Source organism: Sphingomonas sp. SDUR79 (genome assembly GCF_056821745.1).
Genome location: NZ_JBPDIN010000001.1, coordinates 264,676 through 287,121, shown reverse-complemented (window position 1 = coordinate 287,121; position 22,446 = coordinate 264,676). Strand labels below are relative to the sequence as shown.

The following is a 22,446-nucleotide window of genomic DNA, read 5'->3' as shown; positions in this document are numbered from 1 at the left end:
CCCCGCTCACTGGAGCTTCGTCGCCGAGTGGACGAGAGCGACCAGATCGGGGTCGTCCGACTTCATCGCATCTTCGATCGACCAGATCTCGAACGTCTCGCCCGCGCCGACAAACAGCGCAGCATTGGCGATCCCTGCGACCGCGCGCGCCCAGCTTGGCAGCTTCACGAACTCATTGGGCCGCCAAAACTCTTCGCAAAAGCCAAACAGGCGGCGCGACGGCGCTGGCGGCGGCGGAATGTCGCGCCGGCCCGCTGCTTCGGCACCGTCAAAACTATGGCTGTCGCAACGCATCGTCAGCTGCTGCCACCAGCGGACGCTCGATCCGACGAGGCAGTTCTGCGCGGCATGCAGGCCGAGGAAGATGCTCGGCCCTTCGGTGCTGACATTACGACGTACGAAGGAAGGAAGCCGGACCAGGCCATTGGTCTTGACCGGCACGATGCAATGTCCCGCATAGGGTACAAAGCCCCCCATCGGTCGCGACGGGCGCGCCGGTGGGGCCGGGGCGAAACGACCATCGCTCGGTGCAAACAGGCTGCGCCCACTTGTCGCAGAGGTAGATGACCAGGGGGCAGCACGCCCGCCATTGGAGGCCGTCAGAACGCTTTCGGAAGCAACGTTACGCATACCCATTCCCCGTGCTCGACTCACCGTCTCAACAAGCACCTTTTGTGTCGATTCGTGGTTAATCAGCGATATCGGGATTTTACGATCCGAGAATCTACAACCCGCAAAACTACAAATCTGAATCCGATTTCACATGTATAGATCGGACGGAATTTGGACATTTTACTCTGACGAAACGATTAACGGCGAAATGCGTGTATTTTATATGGTTGGAATATTCGGACAACGGCAAAGATGTAGGTAGATTATCGAAAATATATCCGCATAATACTTATTACAACGCTACTCGAGAATCAATCTCAACTTATGATCGCAGGCGTGTAACAAACGTGATGATTCCGCGAGTCGCGGGCGCTTGAAGCTGGATCACCGTGCGCCGTGTGGCCGCGACCCAGGTAGGTCACCCTACCCGATTGCGAAGTAATCCGCGCGATCCCATGACACCGCTTTCCCCACCGCCGAACGTAAATGTTCGATCTGGGCAAGAGCCGCGCAATTGGGGAAATTTAACGCTTCGCCGCTACGCCATGCGCGTGACCCAGACCCTTGAGGAGCGGCGATGAACGCGGTGACGGCCATCGACACGGGCGGCGACTATGCGCCTGCGCCCGATGCGCTGTGCGGCATCGCGACCGCGACTCAGGTCGAGATCGCGGCGCTGGGCGTCCCCGACGCCGCCTTCGCCGCCGAATGGGACGCGCTCGCCAGCCACGCCGCCGAGCCGGATGTCTTCGCCGAACGCTGGTTCGCGGAGGCGAGTCGGCACCTCGCCCCGCCCGACGTGCGCCTGTTGCGGGTCCGTCGCGGCGGGCAGCTGATCGGGTTGATGCCGATCGTCCCCGCCACCCGCTACGGCCGCATCCCGCTGCGCCACGTCGAGAATTGGGCGCATTACCATCGCTTCCTCGGCACACCCCTGCTTCGGCACGGGCATGAGGTCTCGGCATGGACCGCGATCCTCTCCGCGCTCGATGCGAATCGCGACGCCGGGGCGCTGCTCCATGTCAGCGGGCTGGTTGAGCACGGCCCCGTGCATCGCGCGCTGGTTGAGGCCGCGCAGGCTCTGGGCCGCCCGTGCGACACTGTTCACCGGATCGAGCGGGCGATGCTGGCGACCGAGCTGTCGCCCGACGCTTATTACGCCGCCACGGTGCGCAAGAAGAAGCGCAAGGAACTCGGCCGGCTGCGTTCCCGCCTGCTGGAGCAGGGCGTCGTCGAAACGCGCCGCCTGACATCGACCGACTCGCTGCCGGAGTGGATCGACGCCTTCCTCGCGCTCGAACGCGCCGGATGGAAGGGCGCGGCTGGCTCGGCGCTGGCATGCACGCCCGAAACCGCCGCCTTCTTCCGCGATGTCGTGACGGGCGCGCATGACGCGGGCAAGCTCGACATAATCCGCATCGATCTGGACGGTGCGGCGACCGCGATGCTGGTCAACCTGCTCGCCCCGCCCGGCGCCTTTTCGTTCAAGACCGCCTTCGATGAACGCCTGTCGCGCTTCTCGCCCGGCGTGCTGCTGCAGATCGACAATCTCCAGCTCCTCGCGCGCAGCGATCTCGGCTGGATGGACAGCTGCGCGGTGGAGAATCACCCAATGATCAACAGCCTGTGGGGCGAGCGCCGCGCGATCATCCGCGTGTCGATTCCGCTCGCCGGAACACGCCGTCGCGCACTGTTCACGGCCGCACGCGCGCTCGAACAGGGCGCAGCCACCCTGCGCGCGCTGCGCGCGCCCCGCCCCGTTCCCACCGTGGAGAGCGACGCATGACCCCGATCTTCGACACCGATTCGCGCACCGCATTCTCCGCGCTCTACCCGGAGCGCCCGGGCGTGTTCGGTCACCATCTGTGCGGCCATCCGCTGTTCGAACTCGACGCGCTTGTCGCGCTGTCGCAGCGCATCCGCCCGGTCGATGTCGAACAGAATCTCGCCCATATCCCGGTCGGGATTGACCCGTCTGAGCTGAAGAGCAACGGCCTGTCGGTCGAGGAGTCGATCCGCTCGATCGAGGAAAACGGATCGTGGATGGTCCTCAAATTCGTCGATCAGGACCCGCTCTACCGCGCATTGCTCGATACCGTGCTCGATGAGATCGAGCCGCTCGTCGCGCGCAGCACCGGCGCGATGCTGAAGCGCGAGGCGTTCATCTTCGTATCCTCGCCCGGTGCGGTCACGCCCTTCCATATCGACCCCGAGCACAACATCCTGATGCAGTTGCGCGGGGAAAAGGTCATGACCGTCTTCCCCGCCGCCGACCCCGAACTGGTGCCGGGCGCGCTGCAGGAGGCATTTCATACCGGCGGCCACCGCAACCTGCCCTTCCACGATCATTTCGCCACCAAGGGCATACCGCTGCGCCTGACGCCGGGCGACGCGCTCTACGTGCCGGTCAAGGCGCCGCACTGGGTGCAGAATGGCGACGCCATGTCGATTTCGCTGTCCGTCACCTGGCGCTCCGAATGGAGCTATCGCGAGGCGGACGCCCATGCGCTCAACCGCCTGCTGCGCAAGGCCGGGTTGCAGCCCGCGATGCCCGCGCGCTTCCCGCAGCAGAATCACCTCAAATCCATCGCCTGGCGCGGCATCCAGAAGGCGCGACGCATGACCGGTCACGCCGAATGACGGCGCATTTCCCGCTGATTGAGGCCGCCGCAGCGCCCGGTGCGCGGATGCTCTGTTCGATCGACGCGCTCGCCCGCGAGTCGGCAGGGATGCTCGACCGCCCTTTTCAGCGCGGCCATTATGACCGGCTCGACTGGCTTACGCTGACCGCACACCACCTCTGGCCCGATACGCCGGTTGCGATCGCAGCGGCGCGGGTCGGGCCGCATGCCCTGTGGCTGCCATTGCGCGACGGCGGGGCGGGCCGGGCGCGTAGCCTCGCGAGCTGGTATACGCTCGCCTTTGCGCCGATTGCCACGCCGGGCTGTCCGGAAGATGTGCGCGCGGCGCTCCTCGAAACGATCGCACGGCAGGTGGGCAAGCGCTTCGGCGCGCTGGCGCTCTGGCCGCTGGAGCCCGAGGTCTGCGCCGAAGTGCAAAGCGCGTTCCGCGCGCGGGGCTGGATTGCGATCGCACGGGTCGAGACCGCACATTGGGTTGCGCATACGGCGGGACTTGATTTCGACGCCTATTGGGCGCGGCGCGGGTCGAAACTGCGCAACACGGTGCGCCGCCGCGCGAAGAGCAGCCCGGTCGAAACGCAGATCTTCGACCGCTTCGACGCCGATGCCTGGGCAGCCTATGAAACGGTCTATGCCGGCAGCTGGAAGCCAAATGAGGGTTCGCCCGCCTTTGTCCGCGCCTTTGCCAAGCAGGAGGGCGCGGCGGGCACGCTGCGGCTCGGCATCGCGCGGCGCGATGGACAGCCGGTCGCCGCGCAGTTCTGGACCGTCGAGAACCGGGTCGCGACGATCCACAAGCTGGCGCATCTCGAAAGCGAACGCGCCAATTCGCCCGGCACCTTGTTGTCGCATGCGATGTTCCGGCACGTCCTGGATCACGACCGGCCCGACCTGATCGACTATGGCAATGGCGATGAGGGATACAAAGCAGAGTGGATGGACGAGCGCCGCGTGCGCCACCGGCTGCGGATGTTCAATCCATACAGCCTGAGCGGGCTGGCGGCAGGGGCCAGCATTGCCGCCAGAGCGCTTGTGCGTCGCGTGGCCCGCTGACACTGGTCGCACCGGGCCGCGCGACCTATAGCTCAGCCATGCGCGCCGTCGATCACCGCTTGCCTCTGATCCTGTTGCCGCTCGTGCTGTTCGGCGCGTTCTTTCACTGGCAGATCCTCGACATCGGCAATGTCGGCTGGCTGCTGCGCGGCACCGACAATGGTGAGAATGCGCTGGGCCTGCATGCCTGGCTGCACGACCCCGCGCCCGGCTTCCTGCGCACCAGCCTGCTCGGCGCGCCGGAGGGGACGCCGCTGCTGTTCACCGACAGCAACCCGTTGCTCTCCGCCATCGGCTTCCTGCTGCAATGGGCGCTGCCTGCGGACGCGCAACTGATCGGCTGGTGGCTGCTCGCCTGCCTGTTCCTGCAAGTGTGCTTCGCGTGGCTGCTGCTCCGCCGCTATGCGCCCGGCCCGGTCGCCTTGTGGTGCGGCGTGATCCTGCTGGCCGCGCTGCCGACCCTGTTCAACCGCGTCGTCCATGTGAACCTGATGGCGCACTGGCTGATCCTGTGGGCGCTGTGGCGCTTCGATGATCCTGAGCGCGCCGCGTCCAATCGCGGCTGGGCGGTGCTGATCGCGCTGACGACATTGGTGCACAGCTATCTGCTGGTGATGGTCGGCGCGATCTGGGCGAGCGCAATGCTGGAGCGGCTGGGCAAGGACCGCAGCGCACTCCCGCGCCTTCTGGCTGAGGGCGCGGCGATGGTCGCACTGGTGCTCGCCATCGCCTGGACCCTCGGCGTATTCGGCGACTTCCAGTCCTCGGGCAATTACGGCGCATTCGCCATGCCGCTGGATGCGCTGTGGAACCCGGGTGTCGCGACCTATTCGACCTTCCTCCCCGCGATCGAACAACGGCCCGGGCGCGGGTTCGAGGGGTTCCAATATCTCGGTCTCGGCCTGCTGCTGCTGCTCCCCGCAGCGTTCATCCTCGCGCGCCGCCTACCCCGGCCCGCACCCGACGCGCCGGACAGCCTGTCGCGCTATCGCTGGCTTGTCCCGGCACTCATCGTCCTCACCCTGCTCGCGATCAGCACGTACCCCGACATCGCCGGATACAAGCTCCCGCGCCTGCATCTGCCGACCAGCATCGCCAACGCGCTCGACGCGGTGCGTGCATCGGGGCGGCTGTTCTGGCCGGTCGCCTATGTTCTGGTGTTCGTCGCGCTGCGGGTAATCTATCGCTTGCCGGAGCGGACCGCGCGGCTTGCGCTGATCGTGGCCAGCGTCGTGCAGGTCGCCGATCTGGTCCCCATGTCCGTCGCAATCCGGGCGCAAACGGCGGAGGCGCGCCGCGCCCCGCTCTATGTCCGCACACCCTCGCCCGAATGGGACCAGCTGATCGCGCAGGCGGACGACATTGCCTTCATCCCCGGCGACGTGACCAAGGGGCTGGGCCATTTTCAGGAAATCGCCTGGCGCGCCGCCAAGGCCGGGGTACCGGTGCGCAGCGTCTATGTTGCCCGTGTTTCGCACAGCGGCGCCGCCCGGCAGCAGGCCGAAACTGACCGCTTCCGCGGCGGTGAGGTGGTGCCTGGTCGCCTTTATATCCTGATCGACAACGAACGCGTCCCAGCGCCGCTGATCTTTCAGGCGCGCCCGCTCGACGGGGTGGCGATCCTGTTCGTCCCAAAGTCGTGACCATCGCCGGCGAAGGTCGACTTCAGCCCCCGCCGCAATCAATCCTTCCCGCCAGGGGAGGGATCATTGCGGACCGCTGGCCTTGTCCTTCATCGCCGCCAGCACGCGCTTGACCTCCTGGCTGCGCCCGCGCGGCAGGATCAGGACATCGTCGCCATCGACCACGACGATCAAGTCCGACACACCCACCAGCGCGACCTTCTTGCCGTCGCCCGCCCGGACCAGGCAGTTGGCGGTGTCGATCGCCACCACATCGCCGCGACAGGCATTGTTGCTGGCATCGCACGCGCTGATGGCGTGCAGCGCGTCCCAGCTGCCGACATCCGACCACCCCATTCGCACCGGCACGACCGCGACCTTCGACGCCTTTTCCATCACCGCATAGTCGATCGAATCCGACGGCGAACGCGCGAATTCGGCGGCATCGGGCAGGATGCGATTGCCCTCCCGCACCGCCCGGTCCATCGCCGCACGGGCCGCCGCCAGCATCTCTGGCGCGAACTCGGCCAGCGCATCGACGAACACATCGGCGCGGAACAGAAAGATGCCGCCATTCCACACATGGTCGCCGCTCGCCACCATCGCCTCGGCCGCCGCGCGCTCGGGCTTTTCGACGAAGCGTGCAACCCGGTGGATGCCCGCGCCGATCGCCTCGCCGACGCGGATATAGCCATAGCCGGTTTCGGGATGATCGGGGCTGATCCCGAATGTCGCCATCCACCCGTCCCGCACGGCGGGAAGCGCGGCCTCGATCGCGGCGTGAAAGGCGGGGATGTCGGCGATGACATGGTCGGACGGCATCACCAACAGCGGCGCGCTGCCATCGACCGCCAGCGCCGCCAACGCGATCGCCGGCGCGGTGTTGCGCCCCATCGGCTCCAGGATCATCGCACGGATCGCGTCGGTCCCGCCCAGTTGCTGTTCGATCAGGTCGGCATGCAGCGCATTGGCGACCACGATCGGTGCACCAAAGCCTGCTTCGGCTGGCGCGCGCTGCGCGGTGAGTTGAAGCATGGTTTCGTCGGCGGTCAGCGCCAGCATCTGCTTGGGCCGTTCGGGCCGCGACATCGGCCATAGCCGGGTGCCCGATCCGCCCGACAGGATGACCGGGACGATCGCCTCATGCTCGCTCATTGATTGCCCTTCAAAACCCCCCGACGCGCGATACCCATAGGCGGCGCGGGCTGCACTCCCAAACACTTATCTAAGCCGCAGTTTCCGTTGTTCAGCATTTCTTCGTCAATTTCCCCGACATGGGGCCAGTGTCGGATTTGTTTACACTCGCACTTTAGGGTTGGGCCATCATGATCCGCCTGTTCAAACATTACATCCCGAACGCGGTGCTGCTGCTGGCGCTGTTCGACATCATGCTGCTGTTCGCCGCGGCCGAGTTCGGCTGGATTTATCGCGCGCACCAGATCGGGATGGACGTCGAACCGATCGTGACCCGCATCCCCCAGATGCTCAGCTTCGTCGCAAGTCTCGAACTCGCGATGATCGCGGTTGGCGTCTATGGGGCGGACGCACTGCAATCGAACCGCGTCGCCACCGCGCGGCTGCTGGTCGCGGTTTCGCTCGGCACGATCTTCCTGTCGGTGATCTTCTTCCTCGTTCCGGCGCTGACCTTCTGGCGCTCGAACCTGCTCTACGCGATGCTGGCGGCGTTCGTGGCCCTGTTCGCGCTGCGCATCCTGCTCGGCAAGACGCTGGGCAGCCAGGTGTTCAAGCGCCGCGTTGTCGTGCTGGGTGCCGGCCCGCGCGCCGAACGGCTCAAGGTCTTGTCGAAGAAGCCCGGATCGGGCTTCGTCGTCGTCGGCTATGTGTCGATGAGCGAAGCGAACCGTGTGATCCCGGAGGCGATCGCGCGCGACGCGATCTACAACCTCGCCGACCATGTCGTGCTGCTCAACGCGAGCGAGGTGGTGCTGGCGCTCGAAGAACGCCGCAACGCGCTCCCCCTCAAGGATCTGCTGCGGATCAAGACCACCGGCGTGCACGTCAACGAAATCTCGACCTTCCTCGAACGCGAAACCGGCCGCGTCGATCTCCAGTCGGTCAATCCCAGCTGGCTGATTTTCTCCGACGGCTTCTCGTCGGGGCGGATGCTGTCGAGCATGTTCAAGCGGCTGTTCGACATCGCCGCCAGCCTGATCCTGCTCGCGCTGACGCTGCCGCTGATCCTGCTCGGCGCGCTCGCCGTGAAGCTGGAAAGCAAGGGCCCCGCCTTCTACCGCCAGCGCCGCGTCGGCCTGTACGGTCAGGGCTTCGACATCATCAAGCTCCGCTCGATGCGGCAGGATGCCGAAGTCGCGGGCAAGGCCGTCTGGGCCGAAAAGGACGATCCGCGCATCACTCGCGTCGGCAGTTTCATCCGCAAGGTGCGGATCGACGAGTTGCCGCAATGCTGGAGCGTGCTGAAGGGCGAGATGAGTTTCGTCGGTCCGCGCCCTGAACGCCCGCAATTCGTCGAGGATCTGGAACAGCAGCTGCCCTATTATGCCGAACGCCACATGGTGAAGCCTGGCATCACCGGCTGGGCGCAGATCAACTATCCCTATGGCGCCTCGATCGAGGACAGTCGGCAGAAGCTGGAATATGACCTCTATTACGCCAAGAATTACTCGCCCTTCCTCGACCTGTTGATCCTGCTCCAGACGTTGCGCGTCGTGCTGTTCCCGGACGGGGCGCGGTGATGTTTGGCGTTGCCACGCCCCGGCACCGGCCCGCTCCCCCACCCGGCCACCCATATGATGCTGCCGCTGGGTGGCCGGGTGGGGGAGCGGGCCGGTGCCGCCTACGTGAAGTAACCTGATGCTTGCGACGCTGATCCTTTGGGGACATGCGCTCGCCGCCCTGTTGTTTGGCGCAATCGGCCTATGGGCATTGCGCAGCGACGAAGCGACGATGCCGCGTATCCCGCTTGCCGCCGCACTGGCGATCACGGCGCTTTGGGCGCTCGCGGTGGCGGGGATTGGGGAAAGTGACCTCGTCACCCAGATCGCCGCAGCGGCGCGCAACCTCGCCTGGTTCGGATTCATGGTCGCGCTCTACCGCAGCGGCGGGATCGAGCGACCGCCCGCGGCAATCAGCACCGTGTTCGGGGTCGTCGCGGTAGTGATCGTGATGGCCGCGACGCTCGATGTGCTGACCAGTGCCACGAGCGAGCTGCCACGCCCGGTGCTCGACGCCGCCCTGCTGCTCAAGATGCTCGCGACGGTCGCCGCCTTGCTGCTGGTGCAGGGGCAGCACAGCGCGCTGGCGCCACGACAGAGCCATGCGGTCCGCCCGGTGATCCTCGCGCTCGGCGCGATGTGGCTGGTCGATATCAACCTGCTCGCCGTCGCCTGGCTGGTGGAGAGCTGGCCGGTTCAGCTGATCGCAGTGCGCGGCTTTGCAATGGCGCTGATCGCCATGGCAATCGCCGCCGGACTGCAACAGCGCGGCGACCGACCCGTGCAGATGTCGCGCACGGTGATCTATCAGGCGCTCAGCCTTGTCGCGATCGGGGTCTATGTCGCCCTGCTTGCCGCCGCCACCAGCGCGCTCGCCGCGATCGGCGGCCCGAACGCCCGGCTACTCCAGACCGCCTTCGTCTTCGGATCGACCGCCGCGATCCTGACGCTGATCTCAAGCTCGTGGCTGCGTGCGTGGATCAAGGTCAAGCTTGCCAAGCATTTCTTCCGTCACCGCTATGACTATCGCGCCGAATGGATGCGCTTCACCGAAACGCTGGGCGACCCCGACGGCGCGGCGACGCTGGACGAGCGCATCGTCAAGGCGCTGGCCGACCTCACCGACTCCCCCGCCGGCGTCCTCCTATTGCCCCAGGGCAATGGCTTTACCATGGGCGCGGGTTGGAATGTCGCCCGCGCCGAGCTGCCGACCGCCTATGGCGAAAGCTGGCAGCGCGAGCGGGTCGATCCCGCGCTGGTCGTCGAACTGGATACCGGCGCCGGCGCCGATGCGGTGCCGCCATCGATCCGGGCCTGGGACCAGGCGTGGGTGGTCGTGCCACTCCCGCACCAGCTCAAACTGGCCGGGGTGATTATCCTTGCTCGCCCGCCCGTGCCGCGCGCACTCGACTGGGAGGATTTCGACTTGCTCAAGGCGGCGGGTCGACAGGTCGCCAGCCATATCGCCGAAGAGCGCGCGCAGGAGGCGCTGGCCGAAGCCGAGCGGTTCGACGAGTTCAACCGCCGCTTCGCCTTCATCATGCACGACATCAAGAATCTGGTGAGCCAGCTTACCCTCGTCGCGCGCAATGCCGAACGCCATGCCGACAATCCCGCGTTCCGCGCCGACATGGTCGCGACGCTGCAGGATTCGGCGGGCCGCATGAACGACCTGCTGGCCCGGCTGTCGCAGCATCACCGCGCCCGCAACGAACCACCGGTCGCCATGCCGCTCGCCCCATTGCTCCGCCGCATCGCGCGCAGCCGCGAAGCCACCCACCCGGTCGAGGTGGTGAGCAAGGGTGACCCGATCGCCATCGCCGATCCTGCGCGGCTCGAAACCCTGCTCGGCCATCTCGTCCAGAACGCGATCGATGCAAGCCCGCCCGACGCGCGTGTCACCCTCGCCATTGTCGAACTGGGCGATGCGGTGGCGATCGACGTGATCGACTGCGGCTGCGGCATGTCGCCCGCCTTCATCCGCGAAAAGCTGTTCCGCCCGTTCGTTTCGTCCAAACAGGGCGGCTTTGGCATCGGTGCGTTCGAGGCGCGCAAGCTGGCCGAGGAAATGGGCGGACGGCTCGACGTCTCCAGCGCGGAGGGGCGTGGCAGCCGCTTCCGCGTGATCCTGCGCGCCGCGCGCGCCGACACCAATGCCCTTGGAAACGCCGCATGACCGACAAGTCCGCGCCACTCCCGAAATTGCTGATCGTGGAGGACGATCCCGGCCTGCAGCGTCAGCTGCGCTGGGCCTATGAGGGCTATCAGATCCTGCCCGCCAGTGACCGCGAAAGCGCCATCGCGCTGCTCCGCGCCGAGGAGCCGGCGGTGGTCACGCTCGACCTCGGCCTGCCGCCCGACCCCGACGGGACCAGCGAGGGGTTTGCGGTGCTCGAAGCGATCCTGGCGCTCAAGCCCGACACCAAGGTGATCGTCGCATCCGGCCATGGCGCGCATGAATCGATGCTGCGCGCCATCGCCATGGGTGCGTGGGACTTTTATCAAAAGCCAATCGACATCGACGCGCTCGGCCTGATCGTCGCGCGCGCCTTCCACGTCCACGCGCTCGAAGCCGAAAACCGCCGCCTCGCCGCGCGTGCCGACAGCGGCAATACACTCGGCGGCATCATCACCGGCGCGCCCGAGATGCTCAAGGTCACCCGCACGATCGAGCGCGTCGCCCCCGCAGATGTCTCGGTCATGCTGCTCGGCGCCAGCGGCACCGGCAAGGAACTGCTCGCGCGCGGCCTGCACGAGGCGAGCGGACGCAAGGGCGCGTTCGTCGCGATCAACTGCGCCGCGATCCCCGAAACCCTGCTCGAATCCGAGTTGTTCGGCCATGAAAAGGGCGCGTTCACCGGTGCTGTAAAGACCACCGAGGGCAAGATCGAACAGGCGCAGGGCGGCACCCTGTTCCTCGACGAAATTGGCGACGTGCCGCTCCCGCTTCAGGTCAAACTGCTCCGCTTCCTGCAGGAACGCGTGATCGAGCGGATCGGCGGACGCAAACCGATTCCGGTCGATACCCGCGTCGTCTGCGCGACCCATCAGGACGTCGACGCAATGGTTGCCGACAACAGCTTCCGCGAAGACCTTTATTACCGCCTCGCCGAAATCGTCGTCCGCATCCCGTCCCTGGCCGAGCGCCCCGGTGACGCCGGACTGCTCGCGCGCCATCTGCTCCACAAGCATGCGACCGCGATGAAGCTGCCTGCCAAGAGCTTTGCCCCCGACGCGCTCGACGCGATCGACGCGTGGCACTGGCCGGGCAATGTCCGCGAGCTGGAGAATCGCGTGAAGCGCGCGACGATCATGGCCGATGGCAAGCTCGTCACCGCCGCCGACCTCGACCTTGCGCCTGCAGAGGCCGCCGAACCGATCAACCTGAAGGCGATCCGCGAAGCCGCCGACCGCCGCGCGATCGCCCATGCCCTCGCCCGCGCGGAGGGCAATATCTCCGGCACCGCGCGCCTGCTCGGGATCAGCCGCCCGACCCTCTATGACCTGATGAAGGCCTATGACCTCCAGCCCTGAACCCAGCCGCCGCCGCCGCCGGTCGGGCGAGACGCGCACACGTCGCAGCCTCACGCTGCGCCGTTTCGTCGTCTTCGGCCTGTGCCTCGGTGCATTCGCGGTCGCGCTCTTCGCGTTCAAATCGGTCATCACCGACCGCCCCGACCCCGCCGCCGCGCGTGAGGCGCTGGCGCGTAGCGAGGCCTATCTGAAGGTCAGCAACGCCTCGGCCGCGCGCAGCCAGGCGTTCAGTGCGGTCCGCGCCAACCCGGCCTGGGGCGAGGCGCATCTCGCCCTCGCCCGCGCCAACCTCGCCCTCGACGAAGGCGTCGCCGCCGAGGCCGCACTTCGCCGCGCGCTCGACAGCGGCATCGCCCCGGCCCGCACCCGTGCGCTGATGGCGCACGCCATCCTGTTACAGGGCGATCCCCGCCGCGCTCTGGTCGAAAGCCGCAAGGCGCCGCAGGCCGACCGCCTCTACGCCCTGCGTGTCCAGACCCGCGCCTATGTCGCGGGCGGCAACCTCGCTGCGGCGCAGGATTCGGCGCTGGCCGCCGTGCGCCTCGCCCCGCAAAGCGCCGACGCCTGGACCGAACTCGGCCGCTTCCGCTTCAACGCCGGCGACGTGGTCGGCGCGATCGAGGCTAGCGCGAAGGCGGTCGATCTCGACAAGGGCAATACCGACGCGCTGCTGCTGCGCGGCGAGCTGGTGCGCACCCAATATGGCCTCGTCGCCTCGCTCCCCTGGTTCGACCGCGCGTTGCAGCGCGATCCGTATCGCCACTCAACCCTGATCCAGTACGCCGCGACGCTCGGCGATGCCGGGCAGACGCGCGCGATGCTCGACCTTACCCGCCGCGCGATGGAGGTCCGCCCGCGCAGCCCGCAGGCGCTGTATCTTCAGGCCGTCCTCGCCGCCCGTGCCCAGCGCTTCGACCTCGCCCGCCAGCTGCTGACCCGCGCCGGCGGCGGCGTCGGCCAACTGCCCGGCGGCCTGCTGCTCGGCAGCGCGCTCGATCTGGAGGAAGGCGCCTATGCCCGTGCGATCGAGAAGCTGCGCACGCTGATCACCCTGCAACCGATGAACATCGGCGCGCGCAAATTGCTCGCGACCGCGTTGCTCCGCGCCGACGCATCGAAGAACGGCATCGACGTCCTGCGCCCGGTCGTCGCGCGCGGCGACGCCGATACCTATGCGCTCACCCTTGTCGCGCGCGGCTATGAGCGGATCGGCGAGCGCGCCGAAGCGGCACGCTATTTCGACCGCGCGGCCCTTCCCGTACGCGACAATCCCGACTGGTTCAGCTCGGACGATTCGCTCCCGATCCTCGCCGCCGCTGCCGGCAAAGCCGGCGGCGACGATCCGAAAACGCTGCTCCCGCTGCTGCGCGGACTGATCGAGCAAGGACGCGGCGCCGAAGCGCTCGCCCGCGCCGAGGCCGTCGCCCGCCGCAACCCCGGCGCCCCGGCATCGGCCAGTCTGGTCGGCGATGTGCTGATGCTGCTCAAGCGCCCCGCCGACGCGGTGCCATGGTACAAGACCGCCGCCGGCATCCGCTTCGACGAACCCGCGATGTTGCGGCTGGTCGAGGCGCTCGACCGCTCGGGCCAGCGCCAGACGGCGTCCACGACGCTCGCGCTGTTCCTGTCGCAAAACCCGTTCAACCTCGCCGCGCTACGCCTCTCGGCGCACTGGCAGGCAGCGGCGGGCGATTTCGACTCGGCGATCGACTCGCTTGAGGCGATCCGTCTGCGCATCGGCAATCGCGACGCGGCACTGCTGGCCGAACTCGCCTTCGCCTATGCCGGCGCGGGCGAGCCCGACCGCGCCGCGCGCTATGCCGAAGCGGCCTATCTCATCGCTCCCAGCAACCCCGCAGTCGCCGGTGCCATGGGCTGGGCGCTGGCGCAGGGCGGCGATCAGGCGGGCGGGATCGAGCTGCTGCGCAAGGCCGTAACGCTCGCCCCGCGCCACCCGATGCTCCGCTGGCAACTCGCCCAGGCCTATGCCGACGCCGGCCGCAGCACCGAAGCCATCGCCGAAACCCGCGCCGCACTCGCCATCCCCGGCTTCACCGACAAGGGCGCGGCAGAGGCCCTGCTGGCGAAACTGGCATAACCCGCCGCTCTTCGTCGTCCCGGGCTTGACCCGGGACGACAGGGTAGCTTGCCAACCCCCGCCCCACCCCCTAGCCGTCGGGGTGATGACCGACCCGCTGGACCGCATCGCCGCCGCACTCGAACGGCTCGCGCCGCCCCCGCCACCCGCGCCGGACCTGACCGCGCATCCCGCCTATGTCTGGCATCGCGGTTATCTCCAGCCAGCCCGCGCCTTCGCGCCGCTCCCGCTGTCCGAACTGGTCGGGATCGACGCACAGAAAGCCACCCTAGTCGAGAATGTCCGCCGCCTCGCCGCACGGCTGCCCGCGCATGACGCATTGCTGTGGGGCGCACGCGGCACCGGCAAATCGGCGCTGAGCAAGGCCGCCGTCGCCGCGGTTCAGGCCGAAGGCGGAGGTGTCGCGCTGATTGAAACGCAAGCCGACGCGCTCGACACGCTCCCTGCACTGTTCACCCTGCTCGCCGAAGCGCCGCGCGCCTTCGTCATCTTCCTCGACGATCTCGGATTCGACGCCGCCTCAGACGGCCGCGCACTGCGCTCGCTCCTCGAAGGCGGGGCCGAAGCGCGCCCGGCGAACACCCGTCTGTTCGTGACCTCGAACCGCCGCCATCTGATCCCCCGCAACCTTGAGGAACAGGCGAGCGCGATCAACCCGCGCGACAGCATCGACGACAGCCTCGCGCTGGCCGACCGCTTCGGCCTCAGCCTCGGCTTCCACGCGATCGATCAAGACACCTATGTCGCGATCGTCCGGACCTATGCGGCGGACCACGGCCTGCCGTTCGACGCGGCGGAGGCGATCAACTGGGCGACCCGGCGCGGCAGCCGCTCGGGTCGGGTCGCCTGGCAATATGTCGTCGATCTGGCCGGGCGGACGGGCAAACGCCTGTGAGGGGGCAACTCGCCATCCAGCATGTGCATATCCATTGGGACAAGGTGGCGCGCGGCATGCCCTGGTCGGGCGTGCGCAATGCCCTGCCCCGCGAACTTCCGTTTGATCCGCCGCGCGCCAGCGAGCGCGGCTGGTATCAGCGGATCGACTATCGGGCGCGCGCCCGCTTTGTCCCAGTAACCAGCTATGGCGAACTCGGCGTGATCGAGGATTGGCGGGTGCCGCTCGCCAAGCGGATGGAGGGGAAGGATCATCTGTGGCTGCGCTTCAACATCGCCAACCGCGCGCCGCATCGGCCCAATCTCGATCGCTGGATCGTCCGCCTTCCCTATGGCCAGCGCGTCACACTACGGAGCAACTCGAAATCGGATGGCGACCATGACCGCTGGTATTTCGAAGACGTCGTGCATGTCGGCTGGGCCGACACCGCCACGCTCGACCTGCCGGTGTTCCGGGAGATTGACGAACGTGTGCTGCTTTACTGATCGGGCGATGGACCTTCGTCGCGCGTGCGGGGTTGGGGCGCCATGACTCTTCCCATCCCGCGCGAAGCCGTGCTGATCGTCAATGCCAAATCGCGACGCGGCGAAGCGCTGTTCGAGCAAGCGCGGGAAAAGATCGAAGCGGCCGGCATCCGCTTGATCGCCGCGCATCCGGTGAAAGACCCCGACCTGCTCGACGACACCGTGCGCGACGCGATCCGTGGCGGCGCGCCGATGGTCATCGTCGGCGGCGGCGACGGGTCGCTGTCGGGCGTGGTCGATGATGTCGTGGGCAAGGATGTCGTGTTCGCCGTCCTGCCGCTCGGCACCGCCAACAGCTTTGCGCGCACGCTTGGCCTCCCCCTCGACCTTGACGGTGCGATCAACGTGATCGCCACCGGCAAGCGCCGCCGCGTCGACCTCGGCATGATCGACGGCGATTACTTCGCCAACGCCGCCGCGATGGGCCTGTCGCCGATGATCGGGAAGACGGTGCCGCACAACCTCAAAAAATATCTGGGTCGCGTCGGCTATCTCGCCTGGGCGCTGTGGTGCTTCGCCCGCTTCCGCCCGTTCCGCGTCACCGTGACCGACGCGCGCGGGGCGCACCGCATGTGGGCGAGCGAGGTGCGCATCCTCAACGGCAAATTTCATGGCGGCGTAGTCATGAGTGACGAGGCCTGTGTCGAGAGCGGCGAGATGATGATTCAGGTCGTCACCGGCCGCAACCGCTGGCGGCTTGCCTGGGACTGGTACGCCCGCTTCTTTCGCTTGCGCGGGCGCGAGAAACTGGTCGAGGAGTTTCGCGGCACCGAGTTGAAGCTCGACGCCCGCCCCCGCCGCAGCATATCGATCGACGGCGAAGTGCTGGCGCGCGTGCCGGTGACGGTGCGCGTGGCGGAACGGGCAATCGACGTGGTGGTGCCGGCCGCATAGTCCCTGCCCTTAAGCGGAAGCGCCACCGCATCCCGCTATTGACATTCCTGTAAGTTAATTCACTCTCCCGGAAAGACAGAATCCGGGAGAGTATCGCCATGGCCACCCTTGCGCCCGAAACCGCACGCATCGTCGATCCACTCGACGTCACCCGGGCCGAACTCTACCGCGACGATACCTGGCACGAACCGTTCCGCCAGCTGCGCGCGGAGGCACCGGTGTACAAGTGCGAGCATAGCGGGTTCGGGCCCTATTGGTCGATCTCGACCTACAAGCCGATCGTCGAGGTCGAATCGCTCCCCGAACTCTATTCCTCCGAAGCGGGCGGAATCGTCGTCGCCGACCTGATGCCCGAAGACATCCGCATGCCGATGTTCATCGCGATGGACCGGCCCAAGCATACCGGCCAGCGCCGCACCGTCGCCCCCGCCTTTACGCCGAGCGAGATGCTGCGGATGACCGGCGACATTCGCCAGCGCACCGCGGAAATCCTCGATGGACTGCCGGTCGGCGAGACGTTCGATTGGGTCGATCGCGTGTCGATCGAGCTGACGACGCAGATGCTGGCTTTGCTGTTCGACTTTCCGTGGGAAGAGCGGCGCAAGCTGACCTATTGGTCCGACTGGGCCGGTGATATCGAGATCGCCAAGGACCCGGTGAAGAAGGAAGAGCGCCGCGAGATCTTGTTCCAGTGCGCGGCGGAATTCGGCGCGCTGTGGAACAGCAAGGTGGGCAAGGACCCGACGCCGGATCTGATTTCGATGATGATCCATTCCGACGCGATGAAGGAGATGGACCAGTTCGAATTTTTGGGGAACCTGATCCTGCTGATCGTCGGCGGCAATGATACAACGCGCAATTCGATGAGCGCCTATGCCTGGGCGCTGGAGCAATTCCCCGAGCAGCGCGCAAAGCTGGAGGCCGATCCCTCGCTGATCGCCAATGCAACGCAGGAGATCATCCGCTGGCAGACCCCGCTCGCACATATGCGGCGCACAGCGACGGCCGACGCTGAACTGATGGGGCAGCAGATCAAGGCGGGCGACAAGCTCGTCCTATGGTATCTGTCGGCCAATCGCGACGAGAGCGTGTTCGAGCGGCCGGACGAGATCATCGTCGACCGCGCCAATGCCCGGCGGCATCTCGCGTTCGGCCATGGCATCCACCGCTGCGTCGGGGCGCGGTTGGCGGAGCTGCAGATCGGGGTGCTGATGGAGGAAATGGCCAAGCGCCGCCTGCGCCCCAATGTAGTAGCGGAGCCGGAGCGCGTCGCGGCGTGCTTCGTCCATGGCTATAAGGCGATGCCGGTGGAGCTCAGCCGCTATTGACGCGCCCGGGGTGAAACCTTTCTGCGGCCGGCAACGTATCTCGTCGTGAAGGAGTAGCAGGATGCGCGTTCATCGTCGTCAGTTCATCGGGGTCGTCGGCACGGCGATGATCGTCGGGTGCAGTTCGGACGAAAGCGCGGCTGCGGCCCAGAAGTTCGAATTCAGCCTGACCGATGCCGAATGGCGCAAGCGGCTGACCCCGGCGCAATACCGCATCCTGCGGCAGGAGGGGACCGAGCGTCCCTATTCGAGCCCGCTGAACAAGGAGAAGCGCGCGGGCGTGTTTGCCTGTGCCGGGTGCGCCCTGCCGCTTTATTCGTCGAAGACCAAGTTCGAGAGCGGGACCGGCTGGCCGAGCTTCTGGCAGCCGCTGAACAATGCGGTGCGGACCAAGTCGGATTTCTCGCTGGGCATGGCGCGGACCGAGGTGATCTGCCGCCGGTGCGGCGGGCACCTTGGCCATGTGTTCGATGACGGGCCGCCGCCGACCGGTAAGCGGCATTGCATCAACGGGCTGGCGCTGAACTTCAGGCCAGCCTGACGCTCACTTCTGCAGCGACGTTTCGATCCCGAACATCGACAGGTCGATCTGCGCGACGGTTTCGCCAGCGAACGGCGCTGCGTCGTTGCGCGGCGCGCCCTTGGCGTAGATGAAGCCGTTGACGGGGTAGGTCGAGGTGCCAAGGCCGTTGTTCGACGCAAACCACACCTTGACCCGGCTCCAGTCGCCCGCTTCCGACACGTCGATCGCGATCACATTCTTTTCAACGCCGCCGCGACGCGACCAGTTGGCGTGGGTGAGCAGCACTTCGCGGTCGCTCAGCACCTTCGAAACCATCGCGACATGGCCGAGGCGCATCTTGCCAGTGGGGGCGAAGGACATCACCGCGCCTTCGACCGGGGCGTCGCCGCGGGCGTAGCGGCCCTCGGCCTGTGCCCACCAGGTGTGCGCGTTGCCATAGATTTCGACGCCGGAGATCATGCGAGCATAGGGGGCGCACTGCCAGAACTGGGCCTGGGCCGGCGTGGCGATCGTCGCCAGGCAAAGCGCGGCCATCAGCGCAAAACGCGCTTTCAGCGTCTGAAACATGGTGGAAAACCCCTTCCCCGATCTCTTAGGATGGGGATTGGCAGGGCGGTCGCGGGCTGACCACCCCCTGCACCTGTATATCCGATGAATCGTTTCGTCGGGGCGATGACCTGCGGAACAGGCCGTGTTGCGACGCAGCGGATGCCTAAGGATGACTACCTAGCCCCTGCGAATCCCGCCCGCGAGCGACCAACCCCGGCTGATCCGGCCTAAGGTGAAGGAGCCGGTCAACCACAATGCGATCGGTCGCGATGTTACGGCCCCGAACCATTTTGTTGCGCCAAAGCCGCACCGCGCGATCGTTTCAAATGTGACTGACTCGGTTCGCCGCAGCCATGTTGCGTTGCAATAGATGCTGTGATCACATGCTTAACGCGCGACGACGCAGCATTATCGCGTCGTTAACCATGCGGGGAGCATGATTGCGTTGGGCAAATGAGTGGGGTGGGAGTGTAGTCAATGAGTGCACGGAGCAAGCCAGCCGAAGGGGCCATGACCCTGGCCGAGATGAAGGAATTTGCGGGGTTCGCCGCAGCGACCCAGCGCTATATCCGCCGCTCGCTCGACATCGGCCTCGACCGCGACGACGCACTGGAGCGCTGGTCACGCGACGTGGTCGAAGCGGCCAGCATCCGTGCGCAGGCGCATATCTATGACCGCCTCCCCGAAATCCGCGCGCTGATCCCCGACGATACCGGCCTTGATGCGATGGAGCCGTTCCTCGCGCCGTTGATCACCGTCACCGCGTTCGACCTGTCGCAGGGGCGGCTGACCAGCTTTTCGGCGTATCGCTTTCTCTATGAGCGGCTGATCGGTGCGGAAGTGCGCCCCTGGCTCCCCGCCGCCTTTTGCGGGGCAGCGGCGCTGCCGCATCTGCACCCGGACCTGCGCCGCAAGCTGCTCCAATCGATCAGCGAAGCCGCGGCGACCGCGTCGGGCTGGTCGAACCGCCAGCCGGCCTTCTACCCGCAATGGGTGGAGAAGGTTGAGGCTGGGGCACTGCCGAATTGATTTGAAATTATCCTCCCCCGCCAGGGGGAGGTGGCGTCCCGGACTTGTTCCGGGACGACGGAGGGGGAGGACGGCTGTGTCCTTGAGCCTCTTGCGTTTACCCTTCCTCCCCCTCCGTCAGCTACGCTGACACCTCCCCCTGGCGGGGGAGGATCAGGAGGCTACCGACACGCCCGCCAGCCCATCGCGCCGCGCTCGGCCTGGTCGAAATGGAAATGGTCGCGGTGGGCTTCGTTGTAGTCCGGTGACAGCACGGTCGCGAACAGGTCGCAGCCGCCATCCCGCACCGAGCGCAGGAATTGCGCCTTCTTCCCCTCCCCCGCCCAGTCGCCGATCAGGGTGATGCGCGTGCCATCCGCCAGCCGGAAGGCGGCGATGTCGACGGCGTCGGCGGTGGCGTGCTCGCTCCAGCTCGCGCCCTCGCGATTATACATGCGGCGGCAATTGTAGCTGCCGAAATGCTCGATTTCCGCCACGCGCTGGCCGAAGATGCGCTGGGCGGCGGGCTGGACGACTTCCCATTCCCACACCGCAAGCCCCGCCGCGACCGGGCAGGACACACCGAGGTCGGCGGGCGCAAAACCGATCCGCCGCGCCCCGCCCTTGGTCAAGCGCACCGCGTCGGTATAGCCGCACCCCTCGCCTTCCGACCGTGCCGGTAGCGCGGTGTAGCGGATGCCGGCCTTGTCGAGCGCGGCGCGGCAGGCGGGGAAATCATCGGTCAGCGCGGTCAGCTTGCGCCCGGTGAACATGCCGACCGGCTGGGACAGATCGACCTTCGTCCAGGGCAGGTCCTGCGGCCGGTTGCGCAGCATCGCGTAGACGAGCAGCGCCAGCGTCAGCAGCAACGCGGCGATGACGATCGCGGCGATCGAGGTGCGCAACGCCTTCATGCCCGCAGCGCGGCGCCCAGCGGTTGCGCGGTGACCGGATAGCCCAGCCCTTCGGGAATGCAGAGATGGTCCACGCCGTCGCGCGCCTCGATCCAGGGGGTGATGGTCTCGATTGGATGCGCCCGCGCATCGGCGACCGCATCGTCGAAACTGTTGAACAACGCCAGCCGCTCAAGGTTGCGTCGCGTGGGGAAGATCATCCGCACTTTGCCCGCGTCGGCGGCGGCGAGCGTGTCGCGCGCGCTCGACCAGAAGAGCAGGCTATTCTCATTGCCGTCCACCGCCGGCGCGGGCGCACCATCAGGCCAGCGGGCGAGGTAGAAGCGGGTGTCGAAGATGCGATGCGCGACGCCCTGATGCGGCAGCCAGCGGGCAAAGGGGACCAGCGCGGCAGGATCAAACCTAGCCCCCGCGATCACCTCCGCGAACGGGGTGCCATCATACAGCGCGCGCCGCGCGGCGGGCAGGTCGGACAGATCGACGCCGATCGCGACCCCCGCCTCCTCCACCGTCTCCCGCACCGCCGCCACCCGCGCGGCAAGGTCGTCGGGATCGCCGTGGAGGGTCGCGGCAAAAACATGGTCGCCCGCATCAACTCTGCCGCCGGGAAACACCACCGCCCCACCCGCAAACCGCATCGCCGCCGAGCGTTCGAGCATCAACAGCTCGGGCGGGCCATCGCTGCGTTCGCGGAAGACGACGAGCGTCGCGGCGGGGATAGGGGTGAGGTCTTCGGGCATTGGGAAGAGGTGTATGGGGAGCGGGGCGGATGGGCAATGTGTGCAGAACGAATGTCCGCCAACCAACCCATTGCGAACATTTCCGCGTGCAGCATAACTAGCATTGGGGAGATCAGCATGACCGAATGTGACGGCGGCAGTTTATGGGGAAGAACGGAGCAGCGCCACTTCGGACAATGCCGTGCCCGAAACTACACATTAAACGGATGGTATCTCCCGAATTCACAACGCCCGGGCGACTGGAACGTGGTCCGTGATGTGTCATTGATTGACGTCACCCAAATCAATGCAGCCCTGAACACTGCGGCCCTCGAAGGGGTGACGCTGCATAACCTCAAGAGGCAAGGTGCATCCCCGCTGTTCCTTTGGGGCTGCGTCTTTAAGCATGTGAAGCTGTCAGGTGCGCTAAGCGGCATCAAGATCAATCGCTCTGTTGGACCGCAATCACCTGACCAACAGAAATGGGACGCGGCTACCATCTCGTTCTATGTATCGGTCGAATGGGCGCTCGACATATCTGAAGCGAAGTTCAAGGGTGGCTGCAGCTTTGAAGCCATTCCCGGCCATCTTGTCAGAAGAAACCCAGAGACACAGATATTGGTGACGCGGGACAGGCTTGCGGAAACCGACTGGGAACTGCTCGACTTCGACGCAACCGCAATCGACATTGCTTTGTCGTGGTTCCTGTCCGAATCGCTGTTCGACAGCGTTGTTCTTGTAGCCCGTTCAGAACCTAAGTGGGCAAAACGCGACCTTGCCGTCCTCAACATGCTGCGGTCGGCCGGGGTCGCCCAAGCAGATTAGCATGAGCGCGTCC

At 66.5% G+C, this 22,446-nt stretch carries 20 protein-coding genes; 15 read left to right on the top strand and 5 right to left on the bottom strand.

Annotation, left to right across the window (positions count from 1 at the left end):
• Positions 1-6: 6 nt before the first annotated feature.
• Positions 7-477, bottom strand: coding sequence for a division/cell wall cluster transcriptional repressor MraZ (locus ACRYLO_RS01265; RefSeq protein WP_482658490.1), 471 nt, complete (start codon positions 475-477; stop codon positions 7-9).
• A 712-nt stretch (positions 478-1,189) separates the two neighbouring features.
• Here ACRYLO_RS01265 and ACRYLO_RS01260 point away from each other — a divergent pair.
• Genes ACRYLO_RS01260 through ACRYLO_RS01245 form a run of 4 tightly spaced genes read left to right on the top strand, consistent with a single transcriptional unit; the run spans position 1,190 to position 5,950 of the window.
• A complete protein-coding gene (locus tag ACRYLO_RS01260) occupies positions 1,190-2,398 on the top strand; it encodes a GNAT family N-acetyltransferase (protein ID WP_482658489.1) in 1,209 nt (402 codons plus the stop codon).
• Positions 2,395-3,252 (top strand): cupin-like domain-containing protein, encoded by an 858-nt coding sequence (locus ACRYLO_RS01255; protein ID WP_482658488.1) that lies wholly within the window; start codon positions 2,395-2,397, stop codon positions 3,250-3,252. The genes ACRYLO_RS01260 and ACRYLO_RS01255 overlap by 4 nt, the downstream gene beginning before the upstream one ends.
• Positions 3,249-4,307 (top strand): GNAT family N-acetyltransferase, encoded by a 1,059-nt coding sequence (locus tag ACRYLO_RS01250; RefSeq protein ID WP_482658487.1) that lies wholly within the window; start codon positions 3,249-3,251, stop codon positions 4,305-4,307. The genes ACRYLO_RS01255 and ACRYLO_RS01250 overlap by 4 nt, the downstream gene beginning before the upstream one ends.
• A gap of 38 nt (positions 4,308-4,345) precedes the next feature.
• Positions 4,346-5,950, top strand: coding sequence for a DUF6311 domain-containing protein (locus ACRYLO_RS01245; protein WP_482658486.1), 1,605 nt, complete (start codon positions 4,346-4,348; stop codon positions 5,948-5,950).
• A 63-nt stretch (positions 5,951-6,013) separates the two neighbouring features.
• Here the strand turns inward: ACRYLO_RS01245 and ACRYLO_RS01240 are convergent, their stop codons facing one another.
• A complete protein-coding gene (locus ACRYLO_RS01240; RefSeq protein ID WP_294018593.1) occupies positions 6,014-7,084 on the bottom strand; it encodes a mannose-1-phosphate guanylyltransferase/mannose-6-phosphate isomerase in 1,071 nt (356 codons plus the stop codon).
• Positions 7,085-7,254: 170 nt separating this feature from the next.
• Between ACRYLO_RS01240 and ACRYLO_RS01235 the strand changes: the two genes are divergently transcribed.
• From ACRYLO_RS01235 to msrB, 9 genes are all read left to right on the top strand, one after another.
• Entirely contained in the window at positions 7,255-8,643 is a 1,389-nt protein-coding gene (locus ACRYLO_RS01235) for a TIGR03013 family XrtA/PEP-CTERM system glycosyltransferase (RefSeq protein ID WP_482658485.1), read from the top strand.
• Positions 8,644-8,761: 118 nt separating this feature from the next.
• The gene (gene prsK / locus ACRYLO_RS01230; RefSeq protein WP_482658484.1) at positions 8,762-10,798 is read left to right on the top strand and encodes an XrtA/PEP-CTERM system histidine kinase PrsK; all 2,037 of its coding nucleotides are present in this window, start codon (positions 8,762-8,764) and stop codon (positions 10,796-10,798) included.
• On the top strand, positions 10,795-12,156 hold the full coding sequence (gene prsR / locus ACRYLO_RS01225; protein WP_482658483.1) for a PEP-CTERM-box response regulator transcription factor: 1,362 nt from the start codon (positions 10,795-10,797) through the stop codon (positions 12,154-12,156). The genes prsK and prsR overlap by 4 nt, the downstream gene beginning before the upstream one ends.
• Entirely contained in the window at positions 12,140-14,254 is a 2,115-nt protein-coding gene (locus ACRYLO_RS01220) for a tetratricopeptide repeat protein (RefSeq protein WP_482658482.1), read from the top strand. The genes prsR and ACRYLO_RS01220 overlap by 17 nt, the downstream gene beginning before the upstream one ends.
• An 85-nt stretch (positions 14,255-14,339) precedes the next feature.
• On the top strand, positions 14,340-15,149 hold the full coding sequence (locus ACRYLO_RS01215; protein ID WP_482658481.1) for an ATP-binding protein: 810 nt from the start codon (positions 14,340-14,342) through the stop codon (positions 15,147-15,149).
• Positions 15,146-15,634 (top strand): hypothetical protein, encoded by a 489-nt coding sequence (locus ACRYLO_RS01210; protein WP_482658480.1) that lies wholly within the window; start codon positions 15,146-15,148, stop codon positions 15,632-15,634. Before ACRYLO_RS01215 ends, ACRYLO_RS01210 begins: the two co-directional genes overlap by 4 nt.
• Before the next feature lie 42 nt (positions 15,635-15,676).
• Positions 15,677-16,567: a diacylglycerol/lipid kinase family protein gene (locus tag ACRYLO_RS01205; protein WP_482658479.1), complete on the top strand. Its 891-nt coding sequence runs from the start codon at positions 15,677-15,679 to the stop codon at positions 16,565-16,567.
• Positions 16,568-16,665: 98 nt separating this feature from the next.
• Positions 16,666-17,895 carry a cytochrome P450 gene (locus tag ACRYLO_RS01200; RefSeq protein ID WP_482658478.1) on the top strand — a complete coding sequence of 410 codons (1,230 nt, stop codon included), beginning with the start codon at positions 16,666-16,668 and terminating at the stop codon, positions 17,893-17,895.
• Positions 17,896-17,956: 61 nt separating this feature from the next.
• Positions 17,957-18,436 (top strand): peptide-methionine (R)-S-oxide reductase MsrB, encoded by a 480-nt coding sequence (gene msrB, locus ACRYLO_RS01195; RefSeq protein WP_482658477.1) that lies wholly within the window; start codon positions 17,957-17,959, stop codon positions 18,434-18,436.
• Positions 18,437-18,439: 3 nt separating this feature from the next.
• Here msrB and ACRYLO_RS01190 read toward each other — a convergent pair whose 3' ends face one another.
• Positions 18,440-18,985, bottom strand: coding sequence for a CHAP domain-containing protein (locus tag ACRYLO_RS01190; protein WP_482658476.1), 546 nt, complete (start codon positions 18,983-18,985; stop codon positions 18,440-18,442).
• A 459-nt stretch (positions 18,986-19,444) separates the two neighbouring features.
• Between ACRYLO_RS01190 and ACRYLO_RS01185 the strand changes: the two genes are divergently transcribed.
• Positions 19,445-19,996 (top strand): hypothetical protein, encoded by a 552-nt coding sequence (locus ACRYLO_RS01185; protein WP_482658475.1) that lies wholly within the window; start codon positions 19,445-19,447, stop codon positions 19,994-19,996.
• Positions 19,997-20,157: 161 nt separating this feature from the next.
• On the opposite strand, the gene ACRYLO_RS01180 is transcribed toward ACRYLO_RS01185, so the two are convergent.
• Positions 20,158-20,889: an extensin-like domain-containing protein gene (locus tag ACRYLO_RS01180; protein WP_482658474.1), complete on the bottom strand. Its 732-nt coding sequence runs from the start codon at positions 20,887-20,889 to the stop codon at positions 20,158-20,160.
• Positions 20,886-21,629, bottom strand: a complete 744-nt coding sequence (locus tag ACRYLO_RS01175) for an NUDIX hydrolase (RefSeq protein ID WP_482658473.1) — start codon at positions 21,627-21,629, stop codon at positions 20,886-20,888. Before ACRYLO_RS01175 ends, ACRYLO_RS01180 begins: the two co-directional genes overlap by 4 nt.
• A gap of 117 nt (positions 21,630-21,746) precedes the next feature.
• On the opposite strand from ACRYLO_RS01175, the gene ACRYLO_RS01170 reads away from it, so the two are divergent.
• Positions 21,747-22,433, top strand: coding sequence for a hypothetical protein (locus ACRYLO_RS01170; RefSeq protein ID WP_482658472.1), 687 nt, complete (start codon positions 21,747-21,749; stop codon positions 22,431-22,433).
• Positions 22,434-22,446 lie beyond the last annotated feature (13 nt).

Bases quoted from the DNA above. Each gene is read 5' to 3' on its own strand.
- ACRYLO_RS01265 (WP_482658490.1), bottom strand. From the start codon at position 477: ATGGGGGGCTTTGTACCCTATGCGGGACATTGCATCGTGCCGGTCAAG.
- ACRYLO_RS01260 (WP_482658489.1), top strand. From the start codon at position 1,190: ATGAACGCGGTGACGGCCATCGACACGGGCGGCGACTATGCGCCTGCG.
- ACRYLO_RS01255 (WP_482658488.1), top strand. From the start codon at position 2,395: ATGACCCCGATCTTCGACACCGATTCGCGCACCGCATTCTCCGCGCTC.
- ACRYLO_RS01250 (WP_482658487.1), top strand. From the start codon at position 3,249: ATGACGGCGCATTTCCCGCTGATTGAGGCCGCCGCAGCGCCCGGTGCG.
- ACRYLO_RS01245 (WP_482658486.1), top strand. From the start codon at position 4,346: ATGCGCGCCGTCGATCACCGCTTGCCTCTGATCCTGTTGCCGCTCGTG.
- ACRYLO_RS01240 (WP_294018593.1), bottom strand. From the start codon at position 7,084: ATGAGCGAGCATGAGGCGATCGTCCCGGTCATCCTGTCGGGCGGATCG.
- ACRYLO_RS01235 (WP_482658485.1), top strand. From the start codon at position 7,255: ATGATCCGCCTGTTCAAACATTACATCCCGAACGCGGTGCTGCTGCTG.
- prsK (WP_482658484.1), top strand. From the start codon at position 8,762: ATGCTTGCGACGCTGATCCTTTGGGGACATGCGCTCGCCGCCCTGTTG.
- prsR (WP_482658483.1), top strand. From the start codon at position 10,795: ATGACCGACAAGTCCGCGCCACTCCCGAAATTGCTGATCGTGGAGGAC.
- ACRYLO_RS01220 (WP_482658482.1), top strand. From the start codon at position 12,140: ATGACCTCCAGCCCTGAACCCAGCCGCCGCCGCCGCCGGTCGGGCGAG.
- ACRYLO_RS01215 (WP_482658481.1), top strand. From the start codon at position 14,340: ATGACCGACCCGCTGGACCGCATCGCCGCCGCACTCGAACGGCTCGCG.
- ACRYLO_RS01205 (WP_482658479.1), top strand. From the start codon at position 15,677: ATGACTCTTCCCATCCCGCGCGAAGCCGTGCTGATCGTCAATGCCAAA.
- ACRYLO_RS01200 (WP_482658478.1), top strand. From the start codon at position 16,666: ATGGCCACCCTTGCGCCCGAAACCGCACGCATCGTCGATCCACTCGAC.
- msrB (WP_482658477.1), top strand. From the start codon at position 17,957: ATGCGCGTTCATCGTCGTCAGTTCATCGGGGTCGTCGGCACGGCGATG.
- ACRYLO_RS01190 (WP_482658476.1), bottom strand. From the start codon at position 18,985: ATGTTTCAGACGCTGAAAGCGCGTTTTGCGCTGATGGCCGCGCTTTGC.
- ACRYLO_RS01185 (WP_482658475.1), top strand. From the start codon at position 19,445: ATGAGTGCACGGAGCAAGCCAGCCGAAGGGGCCATGACCCTGGCCGAG.
- ACRYLO_RS01180 (WP_482658474.1), bottom strand. From the start codon at position 20,889: ATGAAGGCGTTGCGCACCTCGATCGCCGCGATCGTCATCGCCGCGTTG.
- ACRYLO_RS01175 (WP_482658473.1), bottom strand. From the start codon at position 21,629: ATGCCCGAAGACCTCACCCCTATCCCCGCCGCGACGCTCGTCGTCTTC.
- ACRYLO_RS01170 (WP_482658472.1), top strand. From the start codon at position 21,747: ATGACCGAATGTGACGGCGGCAGTTTATGGGGAAGAACGGAGCAGCGC.